The following is an 18,546-nucleotide window of genomic DNA, read 5'->3' on the forward strand; positions in this document are numbered from 1 at the left end:
CCGCCAGCCCGGAGTGCCAGATGCCGCGATGAACCGTATAGCGCGCGAACAGCACGAAAACGCCATAGCGTACCGTCACGAAGACCAGGGCCCAGATCAAGGCCAGCCCCATCAGGGGGAAACGGCCCGCGAAGGAAAAGGTCATGCTGAAGGCGAGCACCAACCCGATCAGGGTAAAAAAACCGCGGATGGGCGTGGATTTGGGGCAATCGATATCGGGCAGCAGGCCACCGGCGACGCCGACCAGAAAGCAGACCAGGACCTGGCGTGGCCCCGTCCAACCCAGACTATGCACGCTCAAGGCGGCCAGGCCGCTGCTCGTGGCGGCGCCATAGAGATGAACATTGAAATCCGCCATCCGATCTTGCGGTTACTTCCTGTTTAAAAGCCTGGTAGTGAGATTAGGATAGCACAGTCTTGTTTTTGATAGGGCTGGCTAACAGACATACTGGCAGCTTTACACCGGATCGCGATTGCAAAGGACTCCCAAGGGTTTGCACAATAAAGACTCCTGACTGGGAGATGCCTGTCTTGCCCAAACACCCGCTGCAAGTGACGATCCGTGCCCTGCGCCTGGTTGAGGACACCCTCCTGGCCTTGCTGCTCATGGCCATGATCGGGCTCTCCGCCACCCAGATCCTGCTGCGCAACCTGTTCGAAACGGGGCTGCCCTGGGCCGATCCCCTCTTGCGCCTGCTGGTGCTCTGGCTGGCCCTGGCCGGCGCCCTGGCCGCGACGCGGGAAAACCGGCACATCCGTATCGACCTCCTGTCCCGCTTCCTCAGTGGCGCCTTGAACCAGGCCGCGGATCGGCTGGCGTCGATTTTCACCGCCGGCATCTGCGCCCTGCTCGCCTGGCACGGCGGGCGCCTGGTGTGGTTCGAGTATCAGGACGCCACCCTGCTGGGGGCCGGCATCCCGGCCTGGGTGGCCCAGATCGTCATCCCCCTTGGGTTTGGGCTCATGGCCCTGCGCTTCGCCCTGCTGGCCTTGACGCCCGCCGAGCCCCGGCCCCCCGCCACCCGTGAGTCGCCCTCCTGATGCTGGCCACCCTGGCGCTACTGGGGTTGGCGCTGCTCGGCGCCCCCCTCTTTGCCATCATCGCCGCAGGCGCCCTGCTCGGTTTCCACCAGTCCGGCGTCGACCTTTCAGTGGTTGCCATCGAATTCTTCCGCCTGGCGGAGATGCCGATCTTGCTGGCGATCCCCCTCTTCACCTTCGCCGGCTACCTCCTGAGCGAGAGCCAGGCGCCGCGCCGCCTGGTGCGCCTGACTCAGGCCCTGCTCGGCTGGCTACCGGGTGGCCTGGCGTTGGTGTCGCTGGCGGCCTGCGCCTTTTTCACCGCCTTCACCGGGGCCTCCGGGGTCACCATCGTCGCCATCGGCGCCCTGCTGCTGCCGGCCCTGCGTCAGGCCGGCTACGGGGAAAACTTCAGCCTGGGGCTGGTGACGACCTCCGGTAGCCTGGGCCTGCTGTTTGCCCCCGCCCTGCCCCTGATCCTTTACGCCGTCATCGCCCAGCAACTGGGCATCGCCGACTCGGCCACGGTGGAGAACATGTTCCGGGCCGGGGTGCTGCCGGGCCTGCTGATGCTGGTGCCTCTGGCGGCCTTCAGCATCTGGTCGGCGCGGGGACTGGCGCTAACACCCTTCGATGTTCGCGAGGCCGTTCAGGCCCTGCGCGAGGCGGTCTGGGAACTCCCCCTGCCCCTGGTGGTGCTGGGAGGCATCTATGGGGGTTGGCTGGCGGTGTCCGAGGCGGCGGCGGCCACGGCCTTGTATGTCCTGCTGGTCGTGGTCCTGATCCGCCGCGAGGTGCCCTGGCGGGAACTGTCCCGGGTGATGCGCGAATCCATGCAAATGGTCGGTGGCATCCTGCTGATTCTGGGCGTCTCCCTGGCCTCAACCAATTACCTCATCGACGCCGAGGTGCCGACTCGCCTGTTCGAGACCATTCGGGCCTGGGTCGATAGTCGGCTGGGCTTTCTGTTGCTGCTGAATGTGTTCCTGCTGATGCTGGGCACCCTGCTCGACATCTTCTCCGCCCTGGTGCTGATGGTGCCCCTGCTGCTCCCCATCGCCCTGGGTTACGACATCCACCCCGTACATCTTGGCATCATCTTTCTGGCCAATATGCAGATCGGCTACTTCACCCCCCCGGTGGGCCTGAACCTCTTCATCGCCAGCTACCGCTTCAACCAGCCCATCCTGCGTCTCTACCGCGCCACCCTGCCCTGGTTTATCCTGCTGCTGGGCGCCGTTCTGGTCATCACCTATTGGCCCGCCCTGTCCTTGTTATGGATAGATCAAGGCGCCAACGGGGAGCAGCCAGGAACAACGCCTATTGAGGTTCCCCTAGGGAACCTATAGGTTTAGGATGACCCCATTTTCAGGAGGCCAGGATGTCCATCAACGTCAAACTCTCCGCAACCCTGGTCGATCAGGCCAAGCGTTACGCAACCCTTCAGCAGCGGTCCCTGCCTAAGCAAATCGAATTCTGGACACGCATCGGCAAAATCGCCGAGGAAAATCCGGACCTGCCCTATAGCGTGATTCGCGACATCCTGATCTCGGATCAGGAAGAGCCCATCGGCGAGTACAAATTCGGTTGATGCGCCTTCTCGTCACCCCAACCTTCGAGCGTACCGTCAAGAAACTGCACCCTCGACAAAAGGCTGACCTTGACGAGGCGGTGAAAATGATTGCCAGCAATGCCCAGGTCGGCGAGGCCAAAGTTGGAGATCTCGCGGGTATCCAGGTCTATAAATTTCGGCTTGGAGACCAATTGTGCCTATTGGCCTACCGCAGGCTTGACGAAGCCAGTCTGAAGCTACTGATGCTCGGCCCCCACGAAAATTTTTACCGTAATCTCAAACGGTTGGAGAACCAAGGATGAGCCATGCGCTCAAGACGATCGTCGCCCGCCAACGCATGCTGTTGCAGGGGCGTCTGGCCACCGCACTGGACCGGCTCGTGGCGCCCTGCCGCACTGCCTGGCCCGATCGGGCGGCGCTGGAGGGCATCCTGCTCCTCGCGCTTCCCGGGCTCGCCTCCTGCAAATACATCTATATCCTCGACGCCGAGGCCCGGCAGTTGACCGCCAACGTCTCGCCCCAGGGTCTGCTGCCCGAGCATTTTGGTCGCGACCGTGGCCAGCGTCCCTACCTGACCGAGGCGCTGGCTGGGGAGCGCTTCTCCCTGTCACCCATCTATATCAGCCGCAATGCCCGGCGCCCATCCCTCACCGCCATTCGGCGGATCGAGGACGCGTCCGGCAAGCTGATGGGCTTTCTTGGCGCCGATTTCGATCTGCGGGATCTACCGCTGACGCGCAAACTCTACGAACAACCCGAGCAATGGGTGCAACTCAAGGGCGATCCCGCCATCCGCGCGGGGCTCTTTCATCAGGAGCGGGTCGAGAGCCTATTGGATCGACACATCGACGAGATTCTGGCCCTAATCGCCGAACTCATCACCGCCCATGGCGTCTTTCACGGCAAACTGCATTTCTCCAGTTCCCGGGCCAACCTCTGGCTGATGGACGATCCCTTCCGCTACCGGATTCTGGACTACGAGGATCTCGCCGATCCGGGTATTTGCCTGGCCTACCCGCCCCGACCCTATCCCGAGGATGCCGCTATCCCTCAAAACCGGGTTGGCGAGGTCCTTACCACCTTCAAGGCCCTGCGCTTCATGGACGAGAATATCTATCTGCGCTCGGGGTCCCTCAACATCTTCAATGGCATCGTGGGCCTAAACTTCTCCTGCGACGGCTCCCATTACATGCCTTGGGATGATTTCCTGCACAAGAGCCTCGAATTCTGGCTGGGCTCGGGGCAGCCCTGCGTCCTGGAGGATGAGGGCGCCCTGGCGTCGCGAGGGACCGGCTCGGGGGATCAGTCTCCCGCCTGATGGGGGCCCGCCGCGCCCAGGGATACCAGGACCCGCGTCTCGGTGGGCACCAGCTCCACCGGGGCGCCGGATTCGATGAGCTTCTGGGTTTCCAGCACCTCCAGCACGGCCTCCAGGACCTCGGGGTCCTGCCGGGCAATGGCATTGAGGGCGTCGCCCACCACGGCGGGACGGGCGGCGGAGGCCTCGGCCATCTTTTGGGAGACCTTGTAGGCGGTCTGGCTTTTAATGAGGCCGACGCGATTCTCCCCGTCCTGCTTCATGGCGCTGGTGACCTGGACCAGCCGTTTGACCACCTTGTCGGTGATGTTATCCACCATCTGGCGGTCCGTGAAGGCGACCTTGCGGATATAGACGGAGCCCAGCCGGTAGCCCCACTTTTCCGATAGGGGTGAAACGGTATGGCGCACCTGCTGGCTGAGCTGATGGCGGTCCTCCAGCATCTTGTCCATCTCCAGATTGCTCAGGGTCGAGATGGCGGCACTGGAGACATTCGCCTCCAGGGAACCCTCCGGGTTGGCATTGGCGAAGAGATAGGACACGGTGTCGTTGACCTGCATCTCGTACCAGATGCCTACCCCCATGGGGGTCCCCTCCCCCGAGTTCACCATCTGATCCCGCAGATAATTCTGGCGCAGCCGGGTATCGACGCGATGCAGTTCGCCGAAAAAGGGCACCAGCAGGGCCTTGAGGCCGAAATGGCCGATGGGAAAGCGGATGCCCGGCTCGTCCAGGGTGCCCAGGACCTTGCCGAAGAGGGTGAAGACCTGGGCCTCGCGTTCCGCGACGATAGCATAGAGGCCGAGGCGACGGGCCAGGCCCAGCACCAGGGGTAAAAAGAGGACCCCGAGCAGGAGGGCCAGGAGGTTATCGAGGTTGTAGTCGCCAGTCATGTGATGTTCCTCTTCCCTTGACGTTGCAGGCTTAGGCGCCCATGGCGCGGACAATGCGGCGCGCCCGGCCGAGCAGCGGCAACCGCATATTGCGCAGGTAGGCGCGCAGGGCCGCGGCGCCGCCCTCGGCCTTGATGGCGGTCAGGGTCTCCGCCAACTCATGGAGGGGCGCCACCTCCGCCTGGGCATTGTTCATGGCGATATCCACCGCCCGCTTGCTCATGGTGATCTGCTGCTCGGCATCGGCACGGGCGGTGCTGATATCGGCGGCCACATGGTTGCGGGTGCTATTGATGGCCGACAGGGCCCGGTCCACCTCGGGGGGCGGGTCGATTTGGGTAATGAGGGCCGCGTCCAGCTCGATCCCGTAGCGCGCCCCGGTGGAGCGGCACTGCTGCTCCATGTAGTCATTGAGCAGCGGCAGGTTTTTGCGCAGGTCGTTGATGGAGACCCCCTCGGACAGGTCGGAGGCCACGGCGGACAGATATTCCGGGGAGTCTTCCGGCAACTCAGGGTTCGCCAGCAAAGAGGCGCCCCGCGGATCGACGAAATTGGCCACCCGCTCCCGCATCACCGAGATGAAGTAGCCCATCACATGCTCCAGGGGCTGGGCAACTCCGAAGAGATAGGCGTAAAGGTTGCGTTCAGCGACCCGGAAGCGGATCTGGCCGTCCACCCCCGTGGTCAGATTGTCCTTGGTTACCGCCTCCACCGTGGTTTGGTTCTTGGTGGGGTCCCAGGTCAGCGGCAGGGAACGGGTGGCGACGCTGACCTTGCGCACCTCCTGCCAGGGCCACTTGAAGTAAGGACCGCCGGGCCGAATGACGTGCACCACGGGGAATTGGTAACGTTTCTGGTCTTCCTCGTCCAGGGAGGGGTCGGTCACCAGGACGTTACCCATCCGCTGGGCGCGGCCGAAGCTGGTCATCACCGCCCGCTCATCCGGCTTGACGGTGTAGAAACCACGAATGAGAACCCTGACAGTAAAGTAGATCAGGATGCCGATAAAAAAGACCAAGGGCAGCATGGGCGGAAATCTCGTGACAGCGGCGTGCCGTTAAGCATAGACCCCCAGCCTGCGCGATGAAACCCAGGAAAATGGCGGCCTTGGCACCGCTGGGAATGGCTGGGTGCCAGGGTGCCCGGTCGAATCGCCCTCCGCCGAGACAGGCGTCCCTCCCGCGGGCTATCAAACTGCCCCGCACCCACCTGGCGGGCTATACTTGCGCACCCCTCAAAACCAGCCCCTTTAGCCTTAACCCATGGCCATCAATCCTGTCTCCGGTCCCGCCTATCTCCTCGAAGGTATGCGCCTCATCGCCCGCCCCGGACTCCGCCGCTTTGTAGCCATTCCCCTGGCCATTAATATCCTGGTTTTTGCCGCCGCCCTCTACTGGGGCATCAGCCGCTTCGAGGGGCTGATCGCCTGGCTCCATTCCCTGCTGCCCACCCTGCCAGACTGGCTGGCCTGGCTGGAACGGGGTCTGGATTGGATTCTCTGGCCTTTGTTCATCCTGCTGGCGGTCGTGCTGGTCTTTCAGGGCTTTACCCTGATTGCCAATCTCATCGCGGCACCCTTCAATGGACTCTTGGCGGAAAAGGTCGCGAATCACCTCCGCGGTGGGCCTCCCGACAGCGAAGCGGGCATGGGCCAGGTCCTGACCACCTTCCTACCCGCCCTGCTAGACGAAATCAGGAAACTGTTGTATGCCCTCCTGTGGGCCATCCCCTTTTTTGGCCTGTCCCTGGTCCTACCCCTGATAGGCCCCCTCCTCTGGTTTCTCTTTTCCGCCTGGATCCTGGCGCTGGAATATCTCGATTACCCCATGGGTAACCAGGGCCTCGGCGCTCGGGAGATTCGGCGACGGCTCCGGGGACGCCCGGTTTTGAGCCTGGGTTTCGGCGCGGCGACCGTCGCGCTGACCATGATTCCATTGGTCAATTTCATTGCCATGCCCAGCGCCGTGGCGGGTGCCACGGCGCTGTGGGTCAAGGAGTTCGACGCGCGAGGTAAACGGATTTTCCCATCGGCCTAGGGCGGATGGACAGGTCCACAGGAGTCATGCCCACCCCCTGGTCATGGCCCACCTTGCCTCCGGCCAGCCCGCCTCAAACCACCCAATCGAAATCGAAGGCCTCCAACAAGGCGCCGGTGACGGCGCCCGCGATCAGGCCACCAAACATGGCCCCAGGCAGGAAGGTCATGATGGCGTCTAGCAGTGCGTAGTAACCTCCATCGACGGCGCCAATCAGCGGCCCGCCAAACACCCAGAGACTGCCGGCCGCGACGGTGGCAACCATGCCGATCACCATGGCCTCGATGACCTGGCAAGGCTTGCCGCCCTTGACCTTGGCCTGACGCAGCCACCAGCCGACGGTAGCCGAGTAGGAGGTGCCATTGACCGATACCAGGAAGGCGACGATAGCCGTGAGGTTGAAGTTTACGGGGTGAAAGATCTCCACCAACCCCAGCAGGGCCCCACAGACCAGGCCGCTCATCAAACCCGCCACGGCCTTGCCCGGCGCCTGGAGCGCGCACTGGTCCGGAAAACGCGTCAGCCGCCCCAGCAAGGCGCCCGCCACGGCCGCCGCCAGGGCAACCTGCCAAAAGGCGACGGTACCCGGCATCAGCATGAAGAGGATCGTGGTCGTTACCAGACCAATGACGGCACCGATCAGGGCGACCTCGCGGGCGCTGTAGAAGGCCGCCCCGACCGCCCCGGCAATGGCGGCGGCGGGCGCGAAGGCCCAGTGCCCTAACCCCATGGCCTGAAAGAGGACGAAGAGGGCGGTAAAGAGCGGAGCATAAATGAGGCCGATGATGGCCCAGACGAGTCCCCGCACAAAGACCAGGGATGTCCGCGAAGCGGCTAGGGTGGTGGACATGAAGATACCGAACAGTTACAGCAGTCGGGCGCCGGGGTGACGCCAGGTTTCGTCGGGAGTCTTTATTTTCCACAGGCACCCAGGAACAGGCAACCTGTATTATCAGTATTTGCTTAATAACCCAAGTTACCGAGAGGCCGATGGGATTGCGCACCCTCCACGGGTGCGGAGGGTGCCACCCGGGATCTGGTGCGGTGAGCCGGGTGCCCCAAAAAATACGGGGCCCGCGGGCCCCGTTTTGTCACCTTTTTAGCTTGGGTTTAGCCAGCCTTCAAGGTCCAGGAGGCGCACCAGCCGTTGGCGTTTACCGCCTTGCCGGGGAAGAGGGAGCAGGGACGCCACTCACCCTCGGCGGCCTGAATGAATTGGCAGTTGGCGCAGTGCTGATTGGCGGCTGGGGTGCCGGCCTTGTCGACGCGGGTGGCCTTGGTGGCATCGCTGACGTACTTCAGGGCCTTGGCGGTCGGGTCGGTGGCCTCGTCCACATGGGGCAGGTCGGCGGCCTGGGCACTCGTCATGCCGACAAGGTTCAGAACGGGCACGGCGGCCAGGCCAGCGAGCATCAGCTTAACGGCATCGCGGCGGCTCTTGTTCAACTCGGACATTGCTGTCTTCTCCTCTTGGGGATTGTAGGGATGCAGGACCCGCCGGCCTAGAGTCAGGGGTCTAATGGGAATTTTGCACCATGCGTGGGCGGAACTCCACCCCTCTTTAAGGCAATAGTATGAAATCCGCTGGCGGCATGGCGGGGGTCGGGCCGCCGAGGCCCTCAGCGGAAATAGGTTCCGGCCCCGGTCGTGTGACTGCGCCAAAAGGCATCGGTGAAAGTGGCCAACTTGACCTCGTCGGCGCTGGAGGAGGCATGGACGAAACGCGTAGGGTCCACTACCAGGCCGACGTGACTATCACCCTTGACACGGAAGAAGATGAGGTCCCCCGGCTTGACCTTCGTCAACTTAACGGGCTTGGCATCGGCCTTCTGGTCGGTGGAGACGCGCGGTATCCTGAGCCCCGCCCTCTTGTAGGAATGTTGGGTCAAGCCACTGCAATCCAGGCCCTTTCCGGGCTTGGTTCCCCCATAAACATAAGGCGTCCCGATCTCCTCCAGGGCCGCCGTGACCGCCTTGCCCCGCGGTCCGGAAGGAATCTTGATCCCGTACTTGTCACCAATACTCCCACAACCCGCTAGCAGCAACAGCAAGCCGCCCAGGATAAGCCATCCTGGAAAAGCCCAGCCTTTAGCGCTCATCTTCCGCTCCTTTGGTCGAAGGTTATGCAAGGGGGTTGTTATGCAGTTTTATTAATACAGGCTAGGCGGATTGTCAACGCCCGAGACGCCTGAACCCTGAGCTATACCTAAAGCTGGTCAGGCTTCGACATAAAGCCGGAGGGCCGGGTGGCGGTTGGTGGTTGGCGGGGGTGTCGACAGCAGGGATGCTGTCGCCAAGCCTACAGGGATGTATTCACGGCGTCCCCCGCCAGCCACCAACCGCCACCCGGCCCGGGAATCCGCAAATTCAGGCATCTTGGGTATAGCGGCCGCTCGCTGAATCCGGCCCGGCCAGCAGTCTTCGCCTTGCGCTATCATGTAAAGGCCTCGCCCGATGTCATTTCGTCCCAGCAATGCTATGGAACGAGCCAGTCGCGACCCCGATTACCCCACCCCTCAACATGAACACCCCGCCGCTTTCCGTTATGAGCTACCAAGAACCTGTCATCGGTACCCTGAGCCCCGCCGAACTGAGAGACGACAGGCCGGAACCCTGGCTGGCGAATGCACCCCAGGACCCGCCCCCTGCCCCACCCGCCCCGGACGATCCCGAGGAAGAGGCGCGTCTGCTGGGCCAATCACTAGGGGCACTGATCCGTGGGGATGGCCCCGCCGCCGTGACGAAGGCGCCGGTCAGCGAGGTCGCCAGGCCAGTGCCGCCCCTACCGGCGCCGGACTTATGGGCCGAGGGGTTTGATAGCCGTCCGACCTCCCACCCGCCTTACCCGAGTTCCTGGCTGAGCTTCCGGCGCCTGCTGGATCTGGTCGGCATGAGCCTGGCCTTTCTGCTGTTTTGGATCGCCTATCGCGGCTTCATCGCCCTGCCCCAGGCCCCGGACCAATCCCCCTGGGCCCGGTTGGGCAGTGCCCGCCTGGAGGCAACGCCAGCCCTGAACGGGTCGGTAGCCAGTGCCCCCGGCAAGAATCTCCCCCCCATCGGCCAATTCGACTTTGGTCAAAGCGTCCCCCCAGAGGCCCTGCCCGCCTTGGCCCAGCAACAGCCGGTAGAACTTTACCGCTCCATCTACCAACTGGAAGATGCCTTCGAGGCCAGGTATGTGCCACCCCCCACCTGTGCGGGCCTGGACGCGAACAACGCGGCGGACCCGACGGACTGCGTCAATCATCGTTTACGTGCGCGACGCGCCTTCCTGGCGAGCAATGGCCGCAGCATGGTGCCGGAAGAGGCCCCCTGGGTCAGGACATCAGGACCGGGCTGGGAGATGGAGGGCGGCGAGCCCTGGTCGAACCCGCAGTGACTAAAATCTTCGCTCACGATCCACCCAGAGCCAGGCAATCGTGAAGCCGAGGGCGGCCACCAGGGAGGAGGCGACAAAGGTCGCCTGGGGCCCCGCCGTACTCCAGAGAAGGCCGCTCCCCAAACTGCCGACGGCACCACCCGCGCCATAGACGAGGCTGCCGAACAAGGCCTGGCCCTGGCCCTGGAGGCGACCGGTAAAATAATGGTGAGTGAGATGGATGGCGCCGGCATGGAAGGCGCCAAAGGTGGCGGCGTGGAGGGCCTGGGCCAGAATGAGGATGACTGGCTCGGTCACGAAGGCCCCAATCAGCAGCCAGCGCACCACGGCCAGGCCCAGACTGGTCAAGAGGACGCGACGCGCGCCGAAGCGCTCCAACAGATGGTGCATGATAGCGAAGACCAGCACCTCCACCACCACGCCCCAGGCCCAAAAGGCGCCGATGGTCCCGCTGGCGTAGCCGGTCTCGGTCAGGTAAATCGAGTAGAAGGCATAGTAAACGCCGTGACTGATCTGCATGAAGAAACCGCAGAGCAGGAAGGCGGCGACTTCGGGACGGCGCGCCAGGCTCAGGATGGAGATCCCCTCCGCCGCCGGGCGGCTTTCCACCGGCCGTTCCACGACCAGCAGACTGGTGATCCAGATCCCGACTTGCAGGGCCAGGGCCATGAGGGGCACCACGCCACTGCCCTGCCGCTGCACCAGGACCCCCAGCACCGTGACCGCCAGGATGAAACCCACCGACCCCCAGAGGCGGATACCCGCGTAACGCCGCATCCGCGCGCCCAGGTGGTTGATGGTCACCACCTCCATCTGCGGCAGCGAGGCATTCCAGAAAAAGCTGAAGACCATCATCACCAGGGCCGTGCCCCAGAAGCCCTGGACCGCGAAAATGCCCAGGAAGGCGAGCCAGGTCAGGAGCGAGGCTAACCGAATGATGCTCAGGGTGCGCCCCGTCCGATCCGCCAGCCAGCCCCAGACGTTGGGGGCGACGATCTTGGTCGCCTGGAGAATGGCCATCAACTGACCGATGGCCAGGGCCGTGAAGCCCTGATCCTGGAGATAAACACCCCAGAAGGGCAAGAGGGCGCCCAGGGAGGCAAAATAGAAGAGGTAGAAGCTGGAAAGTCGCCAATAAGGCATGGAGGGGGCCAAGGATGGCAAGCCATGAAACCGGGCTAGGGACCAGTCAACCTGGCCCCGCGGGTCAGGCCGGTTGAGGAGGGACGGCTCGGGGAATCGCCCGAACCCAATCCTTTAAGCGCCGGCCCTGGCGGGGATAAGGGGCGCCGAGGGCGTCACGTCCGCGTTCTGGCCCCGATGGCGTAACCAGTGGTCCACCAGCACCAGGGCCAGCATGGCCTCGGCGATAGGCGTGGCGCGGATGCCCACGCAGGGGTCATGGCGGCCCTTGGTAACGATCTCGGCGGCCTGCCCCCAGCGGTCCACCGTCTGGCCCGGCAGACGGATACTTGAGGTCGGTTTGAGGGCGAGCCGGGCGACGATATCCTGGCCACTGGAAATGCCCCCCAGGACGCCACCCGCGTGATTGCTCAGGAAGCCCTCCGGGGTCATGAGATCCCGGTGCTCACTGCCCTTCTGGGTCACGCAGCCGAAGCCCGCGCCAATCTCCACCCCCTTGACGGCATTGATGCACATGAGGGCATGGGCGATATCGGCATCCAGGCGATCGAAGATGGGCTCGCCGAGCCCCGGCGGTACCCCCTCGGCCACCACCGTCACCTCGGCGCCAATGGAATCGCCCGACTTGCGAAGGGCGTCCATGTAGGCCTCCAGTTCCGGCACGGCCGCAGCATCCGGACAGAAAAAGGGATTGAGTTCGACCTGTTCCCAGTCGAAGCCCTGGGGCCGAAGGGGTCCCAGTTGGGAGAGATAACCCCGCACCCGCACCCCCAGTCGATCACGCAGGTACTTCTTGGCGATCCCCCCGGCGGCGACCCGAATGGCCGTCTCGCGGGCCGAGGACCGGCCACCGCCGCGATAATCCCGGTGGCCGTATTTATAGCTGTAGGTGTAATCGGCGTGACCGGGCCGAAATTTTTCGGCGATCTCGGCGTAGTCCTTGGAGCGCTGATCCTCGTTGTAGATCACCAGGCCAATGGGGGCGCCCGTGGTCCGGCCCTCGAAGACGCCGGAGAGGATATGCACCTGATCGGATTCCCGCCGCTGGGTGGTATGACGGGACTGGCCAGGGCGGCGCCGATCCAGATCCACTTGCAGGTCCGCCTCGGTGAGCTCCAGCCCCGGCGGACAGCCATCCACGATGCCACCAATGGCCGGGCCGTGACTCTCGCCGAAGCTGGTGGTCACGAAGGATTTGCCGAAGCTGTTGCCTGACATGGGCTGGAGAGAAGGCTCGGTCGCTTAGAAGCTGTTAGGGGTCAAGAGCTCACTCGGATTCAACCAAGTATTGGCCCGATCGATCACATCCCGGTTCAGCCCGCTGGTGGCTTGATAGAGTTTCAAGCCGAAAATGATGTAATCGTAGCGAGCCGAAAGATAGAGATATTCATTTTCATAGAGCTGCCTTTGGGCATTCAGGACATCGACCTGGGTACGGGTGCCGACCTCGAGGCCAGCCTCCGTGGATTCCAGGGTGCTGGTAGCCGAGACGATGGCGGCCTTGCGCGCCTCTACCTCGCTGATACTGGAGAGGACTCCCCGAAAACTATCGGTGACCTCCTTATTGACCTGGCGGCGAATCGCGTCCAGTTGTTCCTGTGTCGCCCCCAGGTTGTGACCCGCTTGCCGGGTACGGGAGGAGACGGCGCCACCCTGGTAGATGGGGATATTCAGATTAAGGCCAATGTAAGAGCCGTTGGTGTCCAACCCCCCTAATTCCTCCGATCCGCTCCGATCCAATTGATAACCCGCCTGCAAGCCCAGGGACGGATAGTGGCCAGAACGCTCGATCTCGACCTGCTTCTTGGCTCCGGCCACCGCCTGACTGGCGGCCTGGATGGTGTAATTATTCTGCAACGCCACCTGAGTCCATTCCTTAATGTCATTAGGGGCCGGTGGCGCGAGGGGCAGGTTATCGCCCAGGCGCGCCAGGGTCACATCCATGGGTCCGATGATGACCCGCAGGGCCTCCCAGGCGTTGTCCAATTGATTTTTGTTGGTGATAACGGTGGCGCGTGACCGATCGTAGGCGGCCTGGTTGTCGTTGACGTCGGTAATGGCCACCAGGCCCACGTCAAAGCGCTGCTTAGACTGTTCCAACTGGCGCTCGTTGGCCCGCATCAAGGCCTCCGAGGACCGCACCAGATCCGCGGCGCGCAGGACGTTGAAATAGGCCTCGGCGGTACGCGCCATCAACTGAATCTGGCTCGTCTTATACTCGGCCTCCGCCTGGGAGATGACATCGGCGCTCCGCTGCAAGCCGATCCATTGCCCCCGGTTATAGACGGTCTGGTTAAGAACGGCGGCTCCCTGGCCAGAAGCGAAATTATCCCGGACGGTTCGGGTGCGACCCAAGGCGTCGGGGACATCCAAGGCTTCCACGTTCTGATATTGACCGGAGGCGGTGACCCCAATGTTGGGCAACAGCAGTGCGAGGGCCTGAGGCTTGACCTCGCGGGTCGCCAGCAGTTGTTGTTCGGCCCTTTTGAGGACGGGGTCCCCGAGCACCGCAAGGTCGTAGATCTGGATTAGGTCCTCGGCGCAGACCGGACCAGCACCGGTCAGCCCCAGGGCGAGGATGGCCGTCAGGATAGGTCTATGCATGGTCTTGGTTCCCTAGAGGAAGGTATCAGGTCGGGCAAGGGTGGGATGCCAACCCGGTATCCCACCCGCTGGTGCCGCATTATAGGGAGTGGCTTCCCCTGGCTCAATCCGGGAAAGCACCGGTCACTCAGGTGTTTTCACACCAGGCTTGCCCCGCATTCCCTTGATCCAGGAACCCGATTTTTCGGCCATCCCCTGGAACATGACATAGAGACCAGGAATGATGAGGATGCCAAAGACCGTCGCCGCCAGCATGCCACTCAGCACCGTGGTACCCAGGTGAACCCGGGAATTGGCCCCGGCACCGGTGGCGATCACCAGCGGCATCAGGCCGATGATGAAGGCCAGGGCCGTCATCAGCACGGCGCGGAAGCGCATCCGGGCACCCGCCAGGGCCGCGTCATACAGGCTCTTGCCGCCCTCGTGCTGCTCCTTGGCGAACTCGACGATAAGGATGGCGTTCTTGGCCGCCAGGCCGATGAGGAGCACCAGCCCAATCTGGGAGTAAAGATCGTTTTCCAGGTGGGCAATCAGGAGGCCCCCGGCGGCACCCAGGACGGCGACGGTGACGGAGGTCAGCACCGAGAAGGGAATCGTCCAACTCTCGTAGAGGGCGACCAGGAAGAGATAACCAAAGAGCACCGCCAGACCGAAGATGGCCGCCTCGGTACCCCCGCTCTGCTGCGCCTCCTGAAAGGACATGCCGGTCCACTCAAAGCCAAAGCCCTGAGGCAGGGCCTTCTTCGCGGCCTCCGCCATGGCCGCCATGGACTCGCCACTGGCATGGCCCGGGGCCGTGCTGCCATTGATGGCGGCGGTGGGGAACTGGTTGTAACGAAACACCAGATCGGCGCCCAGATCATCGCGCACCTCCGCCAGTACCCCGACGGGCACCATCTCGCCGGTGGCGGAGCGGACATAGGTCTCGCCGATCTGATCCGCCCGCGACCGCGCGGCCTTGTCCGCCTGGACATTGACCTGGTAGGTCTGGCCCAGATAGGTAAAGTTATTGACAAAGGTGCTGCCAAACACCGATTGCAGAGTCGAGAAGACATCGGACACCGGCACATTCAGGTATTCCGCCTGGGTGCGGTCGAGATCCAGAAAGAGTTGAGGGACCGTGGCGTCGAAGGTGGAATAGGCCGAGGCAATACTGGGTTCCTGGCGGGCCGTGGCGATGAGTCCGTTCAGTACCTGGGTCAATTCCTGGGACGACTGCCCCCCCAGCCCTTCGAGCTGGAAGGTAAAGCCGCCCGCGGTGCCGAGACCCGGGATCGGTGGCGGTGGAAAGACCAACACCTCCGCATCCGCGATGGCGGCGAACCGGGCCTCCATGGCCGCGATCAGCCCGCGAATCTGGGTCTCCGGGGTCTTGCGCTGGTCCCAGGGGTCCAGCACGAAGACTCCCAGCCCACTGTTCGAGGAGGCCGCCCCGGTGAGCATGCTGTAACCGGTAACAGTCAGGACATTGGCCACCCCGGGCGTGGAGGAGGCGATCTTTTGGACCTCGGCCAGCACCTGCGTGGCGCGGGGGAGGGCCGCGCCCGTGGGCAGCTTGATATCGGCAAAGAGGACGCCCTGGTCCTCGTTGGGGATAAAGCCCGTCGGCAGGCGGCCCAGGATCATGACGGCGGCCCCGCCGACGAGGATGACCAGCAGGCCCGCCACGATCGAGCGGCGGGCAATGAGGCCCACCAGGCGCACATAGCCATTACGAGTGAGGTCGAGGCCCTTGTTGAACCAGGCGAAGGGGCCGCGCTTGGCCTCCTTTGGGGTACCAAGGAACAGGGCGCAGAGCATGGGCGAGAGGGTCAGGGCGTTCAGGGCGGAGATCGCCACCGCCGTGGCGATGGTCACCGAGAACTGCTGAAAGAGCCCCCCGGTAATGCCCGGAAGAAAGGCCACCGGGGCAAAGATGGCGAAGAGCACCAGGGTCGTCGAGATGATGGGCCCCGTGACTTGTTCCATGGCCTTCAAGGTCGCCTCCCGCCGGTCCAGTCCCTCCTCCAGCATGAGGCGCTGCACGTTCTCGACCACCACGATCGCGTCGTCCACCACCAGACCGATGGCCAGCACCACGGCAAAGAGGCTGATGGTGTTGGCGGAGAAGCCCGCCGCCAGCAGCACCGCGAAGACGCCGATCAGGGACACGGGGATCGTCAGGGCCGGGACGATGGTCGCCCGCAGGTCCTGCAGGAAGAGGTACACCACCAGCAGCACGATGACCGCCGTAATGGCCAGGGTGGAAATGATCTCGGTGATGGAGGCCTGCACGAAGAGGGTCGAGTCATACATGACCTGGGCATCGACGCCGTCGGGGAAGCGCGACTTGAGCTGTTCGAGCTGAGCGCGCACATCCCTGGCCACCTGCAAGGCATTGGCGCCCGGGGCCTGATAGAGGCCGATGGCCGCCGTCGGCTTGCCATTGAAATTCGAGAAGGAGGCGTAGATCTCCGAACCCAGTTCGACCCGGGCAATATCCTTGACGCGCACGATGCCGCCATCCGTGCTGGTGCGCACCACGATCTGGTCGAATTCCTCGGGTTTGACCAATTGGCCCTCCGTGACGATGGTCAACTGGAAGACCTGATCGTCCCCGATGGGCGGCCCACCGATCGCGCCGAGGGCGGCCTGAAGATTCTGTTTCTGGATGGCGGTAACCACATCCTGGGGCGATATGCCCAGGGCGGCCATCTTTTCCGGCTCGATCCAGATGCGCATCGAGTAATTCAAGGGCCCAAACTGGTTGGCCTGACCCACCCCCGCCACCCGCGCCAGTTCGTTCTGCACATTGATGGTGGCGAAATTGGACAGGAAGAGGGATTCCTTGCTGTCGTCGGGCGAAAAAACATTGATCACCAACAAGAGGTTGGTGGCCTCCGCCTGCACCGTGACGCCCAGTTGCTGCACCTCCTGGGGCAGGAGGGCCAGGGCCTGGGAGACGCGGTTCTGGGTGTTGACCTGGGCGATATCCGGGTCCGTCCCCACGGCAAAGGTCACCGTCAGGCTGTAGGTACCGGCGGCGGAGGCGGTCGAGGACATATAGAGCATATCCTGGACGCCATTGACCTGTTGCTCGATAGGGCCGCCCACGGTGCTGGCGATGGTCTCGGCATCCGCGCCCGGGTAGGTGGCGTTGACCATGACCACCGGCGGCGTGATGTTGGGATATTGCGCCACGGGGATCGTCTTGATGGCGAGCAAACCCGCCACCACCAGGACGATGGAGACCACGGACGCCAGCCGTGGCCGATCGACGAAGACCTTGGAGATCATGGACGGCTCTCCGGCTTGGCACCCGTACTGGCGGGGGCTGGCGTCTTATCCCCGCCCTGGGCCGGGGTCGCGGCCTTCGCCGCGCTTTGCTTGACCGGGTTCACCACCATGCCCGCCTTGACCTTCTGCTCGCCGGTCACGATGACGATATCCCCGACCTGCAGGCCCGAGGTGACCGCGTAAAAGGTGCCGACCTGGGTCGAGGTCTTGATCTCGCGCACCTCCACGCGATTACCCGAGCCAATGACATAGACCTGTTCGCCGTCCTTGGTGCGCTGAATGGCCGAAGCCGGGACCAGGGGCAGGCGCGTCTGCTCGGCACGGTGGATCACCGCTGAAATGAACTGGCCCGGCAGCAGCATCTGATCCGGGTTGGGGAAGTCGGCATAGATGGCCAGGGTGCCCGTGCGGGCATCGATCTGATTATCGACAAAGGCGATCTTGCCAAAGTGAGGATAGGTCTCGCCCGTGGGCAGAATCAGTTGGGGGACAAACTTTTCACGCACCGCGTCCAGCCCTTCCTGGCTGGACAACTCGGCAACCTTGACAAAGAGGGCGCTGGGTATGGAAAAAACGCCGCGGATGGGATCGAGTTGCACCACGGTCGCCAGGGTGCCGCTGCTGGTATTGACCAGATTGCCCTGGGTGAACTTGGTCGGACCAATGCGCCCGGCGATGGGGCTGGTCATGGTGGTGTAGCCGAGATTGATCTGGGCCGTGGCGATAGCGGCATTGGCCACGTCGATATTCGCCTTGGCCTTCCCCACCGCCGCCGCCGACTCGTCGCGCTGCGCCTTGGCCTTATCCCGCGCGGCCTGAGAGGTATCGCCCTTTTTGATGAGGGCGTCCTGGCGATCCAGGTCGAGTTGCTTATTCAGGAGATCGGCCTGTGCCGCCACCAGATCCGCCTGGGCGACCCCCAGATCGGCCTTGGCGCTATCGAGGGCGGCCTGGAAGGGCGCCTGCTCGATTTGATAAAGCAGCTCGTTCTCGGTCACCATGGCCCCCTGCTGGAAGGCCAGTTGGGTCAGGAAGCCCTCGACCCGCGCCTTCAGTTCCACCGATTGGATGGCCTTGATAGTCCCAATGAAGCGATCCTGCCTGTCCACCAACCCTTCCTCGATCGCCGCGACCACCACCGAGGGCAAGGGGGCCTTTTCCGCGCCCGCGGGGACCGGGTCGGCGGCCTGGGCGGCCAGGCCGCCGAGGGCGAGCAGGGCCAGAAGGATTCCCGCGCGGCGGATCGGAGGGGTAAAGGGGTGCGAGGTGGCTGCCATGGTGTGGGACCGGGACTAGGTGGAAAA

17 protein-coding genes are annotated in these 18,546 nt (G+C 63.5%); 7 read left to right on the top strand and 10 right to left on the bottom strand.

Annotated elements, in window-relative coordinates:
- The first annotated feature begins 522 nt into the window (after positions 1-522).
- From IPN92_18110 to IPN92_18130, 5 genes are read left to right on the top strand one after another with little or no spacing between them, the layout of a single operon-like run.
- Positions 523-1,041: a TRAP transporter small permease gene (locus IPN92_18110; GenBank protein ID MBK8640100.1), complete on the top strand. Its 519-nt coding sequence runs from the start codon at positions 523-525 to the stop codon at positions 1,039-1,041.
- Positions 1,041-2,369: a TRAP transporter large permease subunit gene (locus IPN92_18115; GenBank protein ID MBK8640101.1), complete on the top strand. Its 1,329-nt coding sequence runs from the start codon at positions 1,041-1,043 to the stop codon at positions 2,367-2,369. Before IPN92_18110 ends, IPN92_18115 begins: the two co-directional genes overlap by 1 nt.
- A 32-nt stretch (positions 2,370-2,401) precedes the next feature.
- Positions 2,402-2,611: a hypothetical protein gene (locus IPN92_18120; protein ID MBK8640102.1), complete on the top strand. Its 210-nt coding sequence runs from the start codon at positions 2,402-2,404 to the stop codon at positions 2,609-2,611.
- Positions 2,611-2,895 (top strand): type II toxin-antitoxin system RelE/ParE family toxin, encoded by a 285-nt coding sequence (locus tag IPN92_18125; GenBank protein MBK8640103.1) that lies wholly within the window; start codon positions 2,611-2,613, stop codon positions 2,893-2,895. The genes IPN92_18120 and IPN92_18125 overlap by 1 nt, the downstream gene beginning before the upstream one ends.
- A complete protein-coding gene (locus tag IPN92_18130) occupies positions 2,892-3,911 on the top strand; it encodes a PDC sensor domain-containing protein (protein ID MBK8640104.1) in 1,020 nt (339 codons plus the stop codon). Before IPN92_18125 ends, IPN92_18130 begins: the two co-directional genes overlap by 4 nt.
- On the opposite strand, the gene IPN92_18135 is transcribed toward IPN92_18130, so the two are convergent.
- Together IPN92_18135 and IPN92_18140 are read right to left on the bottom strand one after the other, a co-directional pair.
- Positions 3,896-4,804 carry an SPFH domain-containing protein gene (locus IPN92_18135; GenBank protein MBK8640105.1) on the bottom strand — a complete coding sequence of 303 codons (909 nt, stop codon included), beginning with the start codon at positions 4,802-4,804 and terminating at the stop codon, positions 3,896-3,898. The two genes, IPN92_18130 and IPN92_18135, sit on opposite strands and share 16 nt — an antisense overlap.
- A gap of 31 nt (positions 4,805-4,835) precedes the next feature.
- Entirely contained in the window at positions 4,836-5,831 is a 996-nt protein-coding gene (locus tag IPN92_18140; GenBank protein MBK8640106.1) for an SPFH domain-containing protein, read from the bottom strand.
- Positions 5,832-6,066: 235 nt separating this feature from the next.
- On the opposite strand from IPN92_18140, the gene cysZ reads away from it, so the two are divergent.
- On the top strand, positions 6,067-6,840 hold the full coding sequence (gene cysZ, locus IPN92_18145; GenBank protein MBK8640107.1) for a sulfate transporter CysZ: 774 nt from the start codon (positions 6,067-6,069) through the stop codon (positions 6,838-6,840).
- Positions 6,841-6,913: 73 nt separating this feature from the next.
- On the opposite strand, the gene IPN92_18150 is transcribed toward cysZ, so the two are convergent.
- From IPN92_18150 to IPN92_18160, 3 genes are all read right to left on the bottom strand, one after another.
- Complete coding sequence (locus IPN92_18150) at positions 6,914-7,690, bottom strand: hypothetical protein (GenBank protein MBK8640108.1); 777 nt, start codon at positions 7,688-7,690, stop codon at positions 6,914-6,916.
- Between the two features lie 260 nt (positions 7,691-7,950).
- Positions 7,951-8,295 carry a high-potential iron-sulfur protein gene (locus tag IPN92_18155; protein MBK8640109.1) on the bottom strand — a complete coding sequence of 115 codons (345 nt, stop codon included), beginning with the start codon at positions 8,293-8,295 and terminating at the stop codon, positions 7,951-7,953.
- 164 nt (positions 8,296-8,459) lie between these two features.
- The gene (locus tag IPN92_18160) at positions 8,460-8,939 is read right to left on the bottom strand and encodes a C40 family peptidase (GenBank protein ID MBK8640110.1); all 480 of its coding nucleotides are present in this window, start codon (positions 8,937-8,939) and stop codon (positions 8,460-8,462) included.
- 446 nt (positions 8,940-9,385) lie between these two features.
- Here IPN92_18160 and IPN92_18165 point away from each other — a divergent pair, with 446 nt between their 5' ends.
- Positions 9,386-10,219: a hypothetical protein gene (locus IPN92_18165; GenBank protein ID MBK8640111.1), complete on the top strand. Its 834-nt coding sequence runs from the start codon at positions 9,386-9,388 to the stop codon at positions 10,217-10,219.
- Here the strand turns inward: IPN92_18165 and IPN92_18170 are convergent, their stop codons facing one another.
- From IPN92_18170 to IPN92_18190, 5 genes are all read right to left on the bottom strand, one after another.
- Positions 10,220-11,362 carry an MFS transporter gene (locus tag IPN92_18170; GenBank protein ID MBK8640112.1) on the bottom strand — a complete coding sequence of 381 codons (1,143 nt, stop codon included), beginning with the start codon at positions 11,360-11,362 and terminating at the stop codon, positions 10,220-10,222.
- 114 nt (positions 11,363-11,476) lie between these two features.
- Positions 11,477-12,580 (bottom strand): chorismate synthase, encoded by a 1,104-nt coding sequence (gene aroC / locus IPN92_18175; protein MBK8640113.1) that lies wholly within the window; start codon positions 12,578-12,580, stop codon positions 11,477-11,479.
- 24 nt (positions 12,581-12,604) lie between these two features.
- A complete protein-coding gene (locus IPN92_18180) occupies positions 12,605-13,966 on the bottom strand; it encodes a TolC family outer membrane protein (GenBank protein MBK8640114.1) in 1,362 nt (453 codons plus the stop codon).
- 123 nt (positions 13,967-14,089) lie between these two features.
- Positions 14,090-17,242, bottom strand: a complete 3,153-nt coding sequence (locus IPN92_18185; GenBank protein ID MBK8640115.1) for a multidrug efflux RND transporter permease subunit — start codon at positions 17,240-17,242, stop codon at positions 14,090-14,092.
- Complete coding sequence (locus IPN92_18190; protein ID MBK8640116.1) at positions 17,239-18,519, bottom strand: efflux RND transporter periplasmic adaptor subunit; 1,281 nt, start codon at positions 18,517-18,519, stop codon at positions 17,239-17,241. The genes IPN92_18185 and IPN92_18190 overlap by 4 nt, the downstream gene beginning before the upstream one ends.
- Positions 18,520-18,546 lie beyond the last annotated feature (27 nt).

The sequence above is a fragment of the Chromatiaceae bacterium genome, assembly GCA_016714645.1.
In the GTDB taxonomy this organism is placed as follows: Bacteria; Pseudomonadota; Gammaproteobacteria; order Chromatiales; family Chromatiaceae; genus M0108.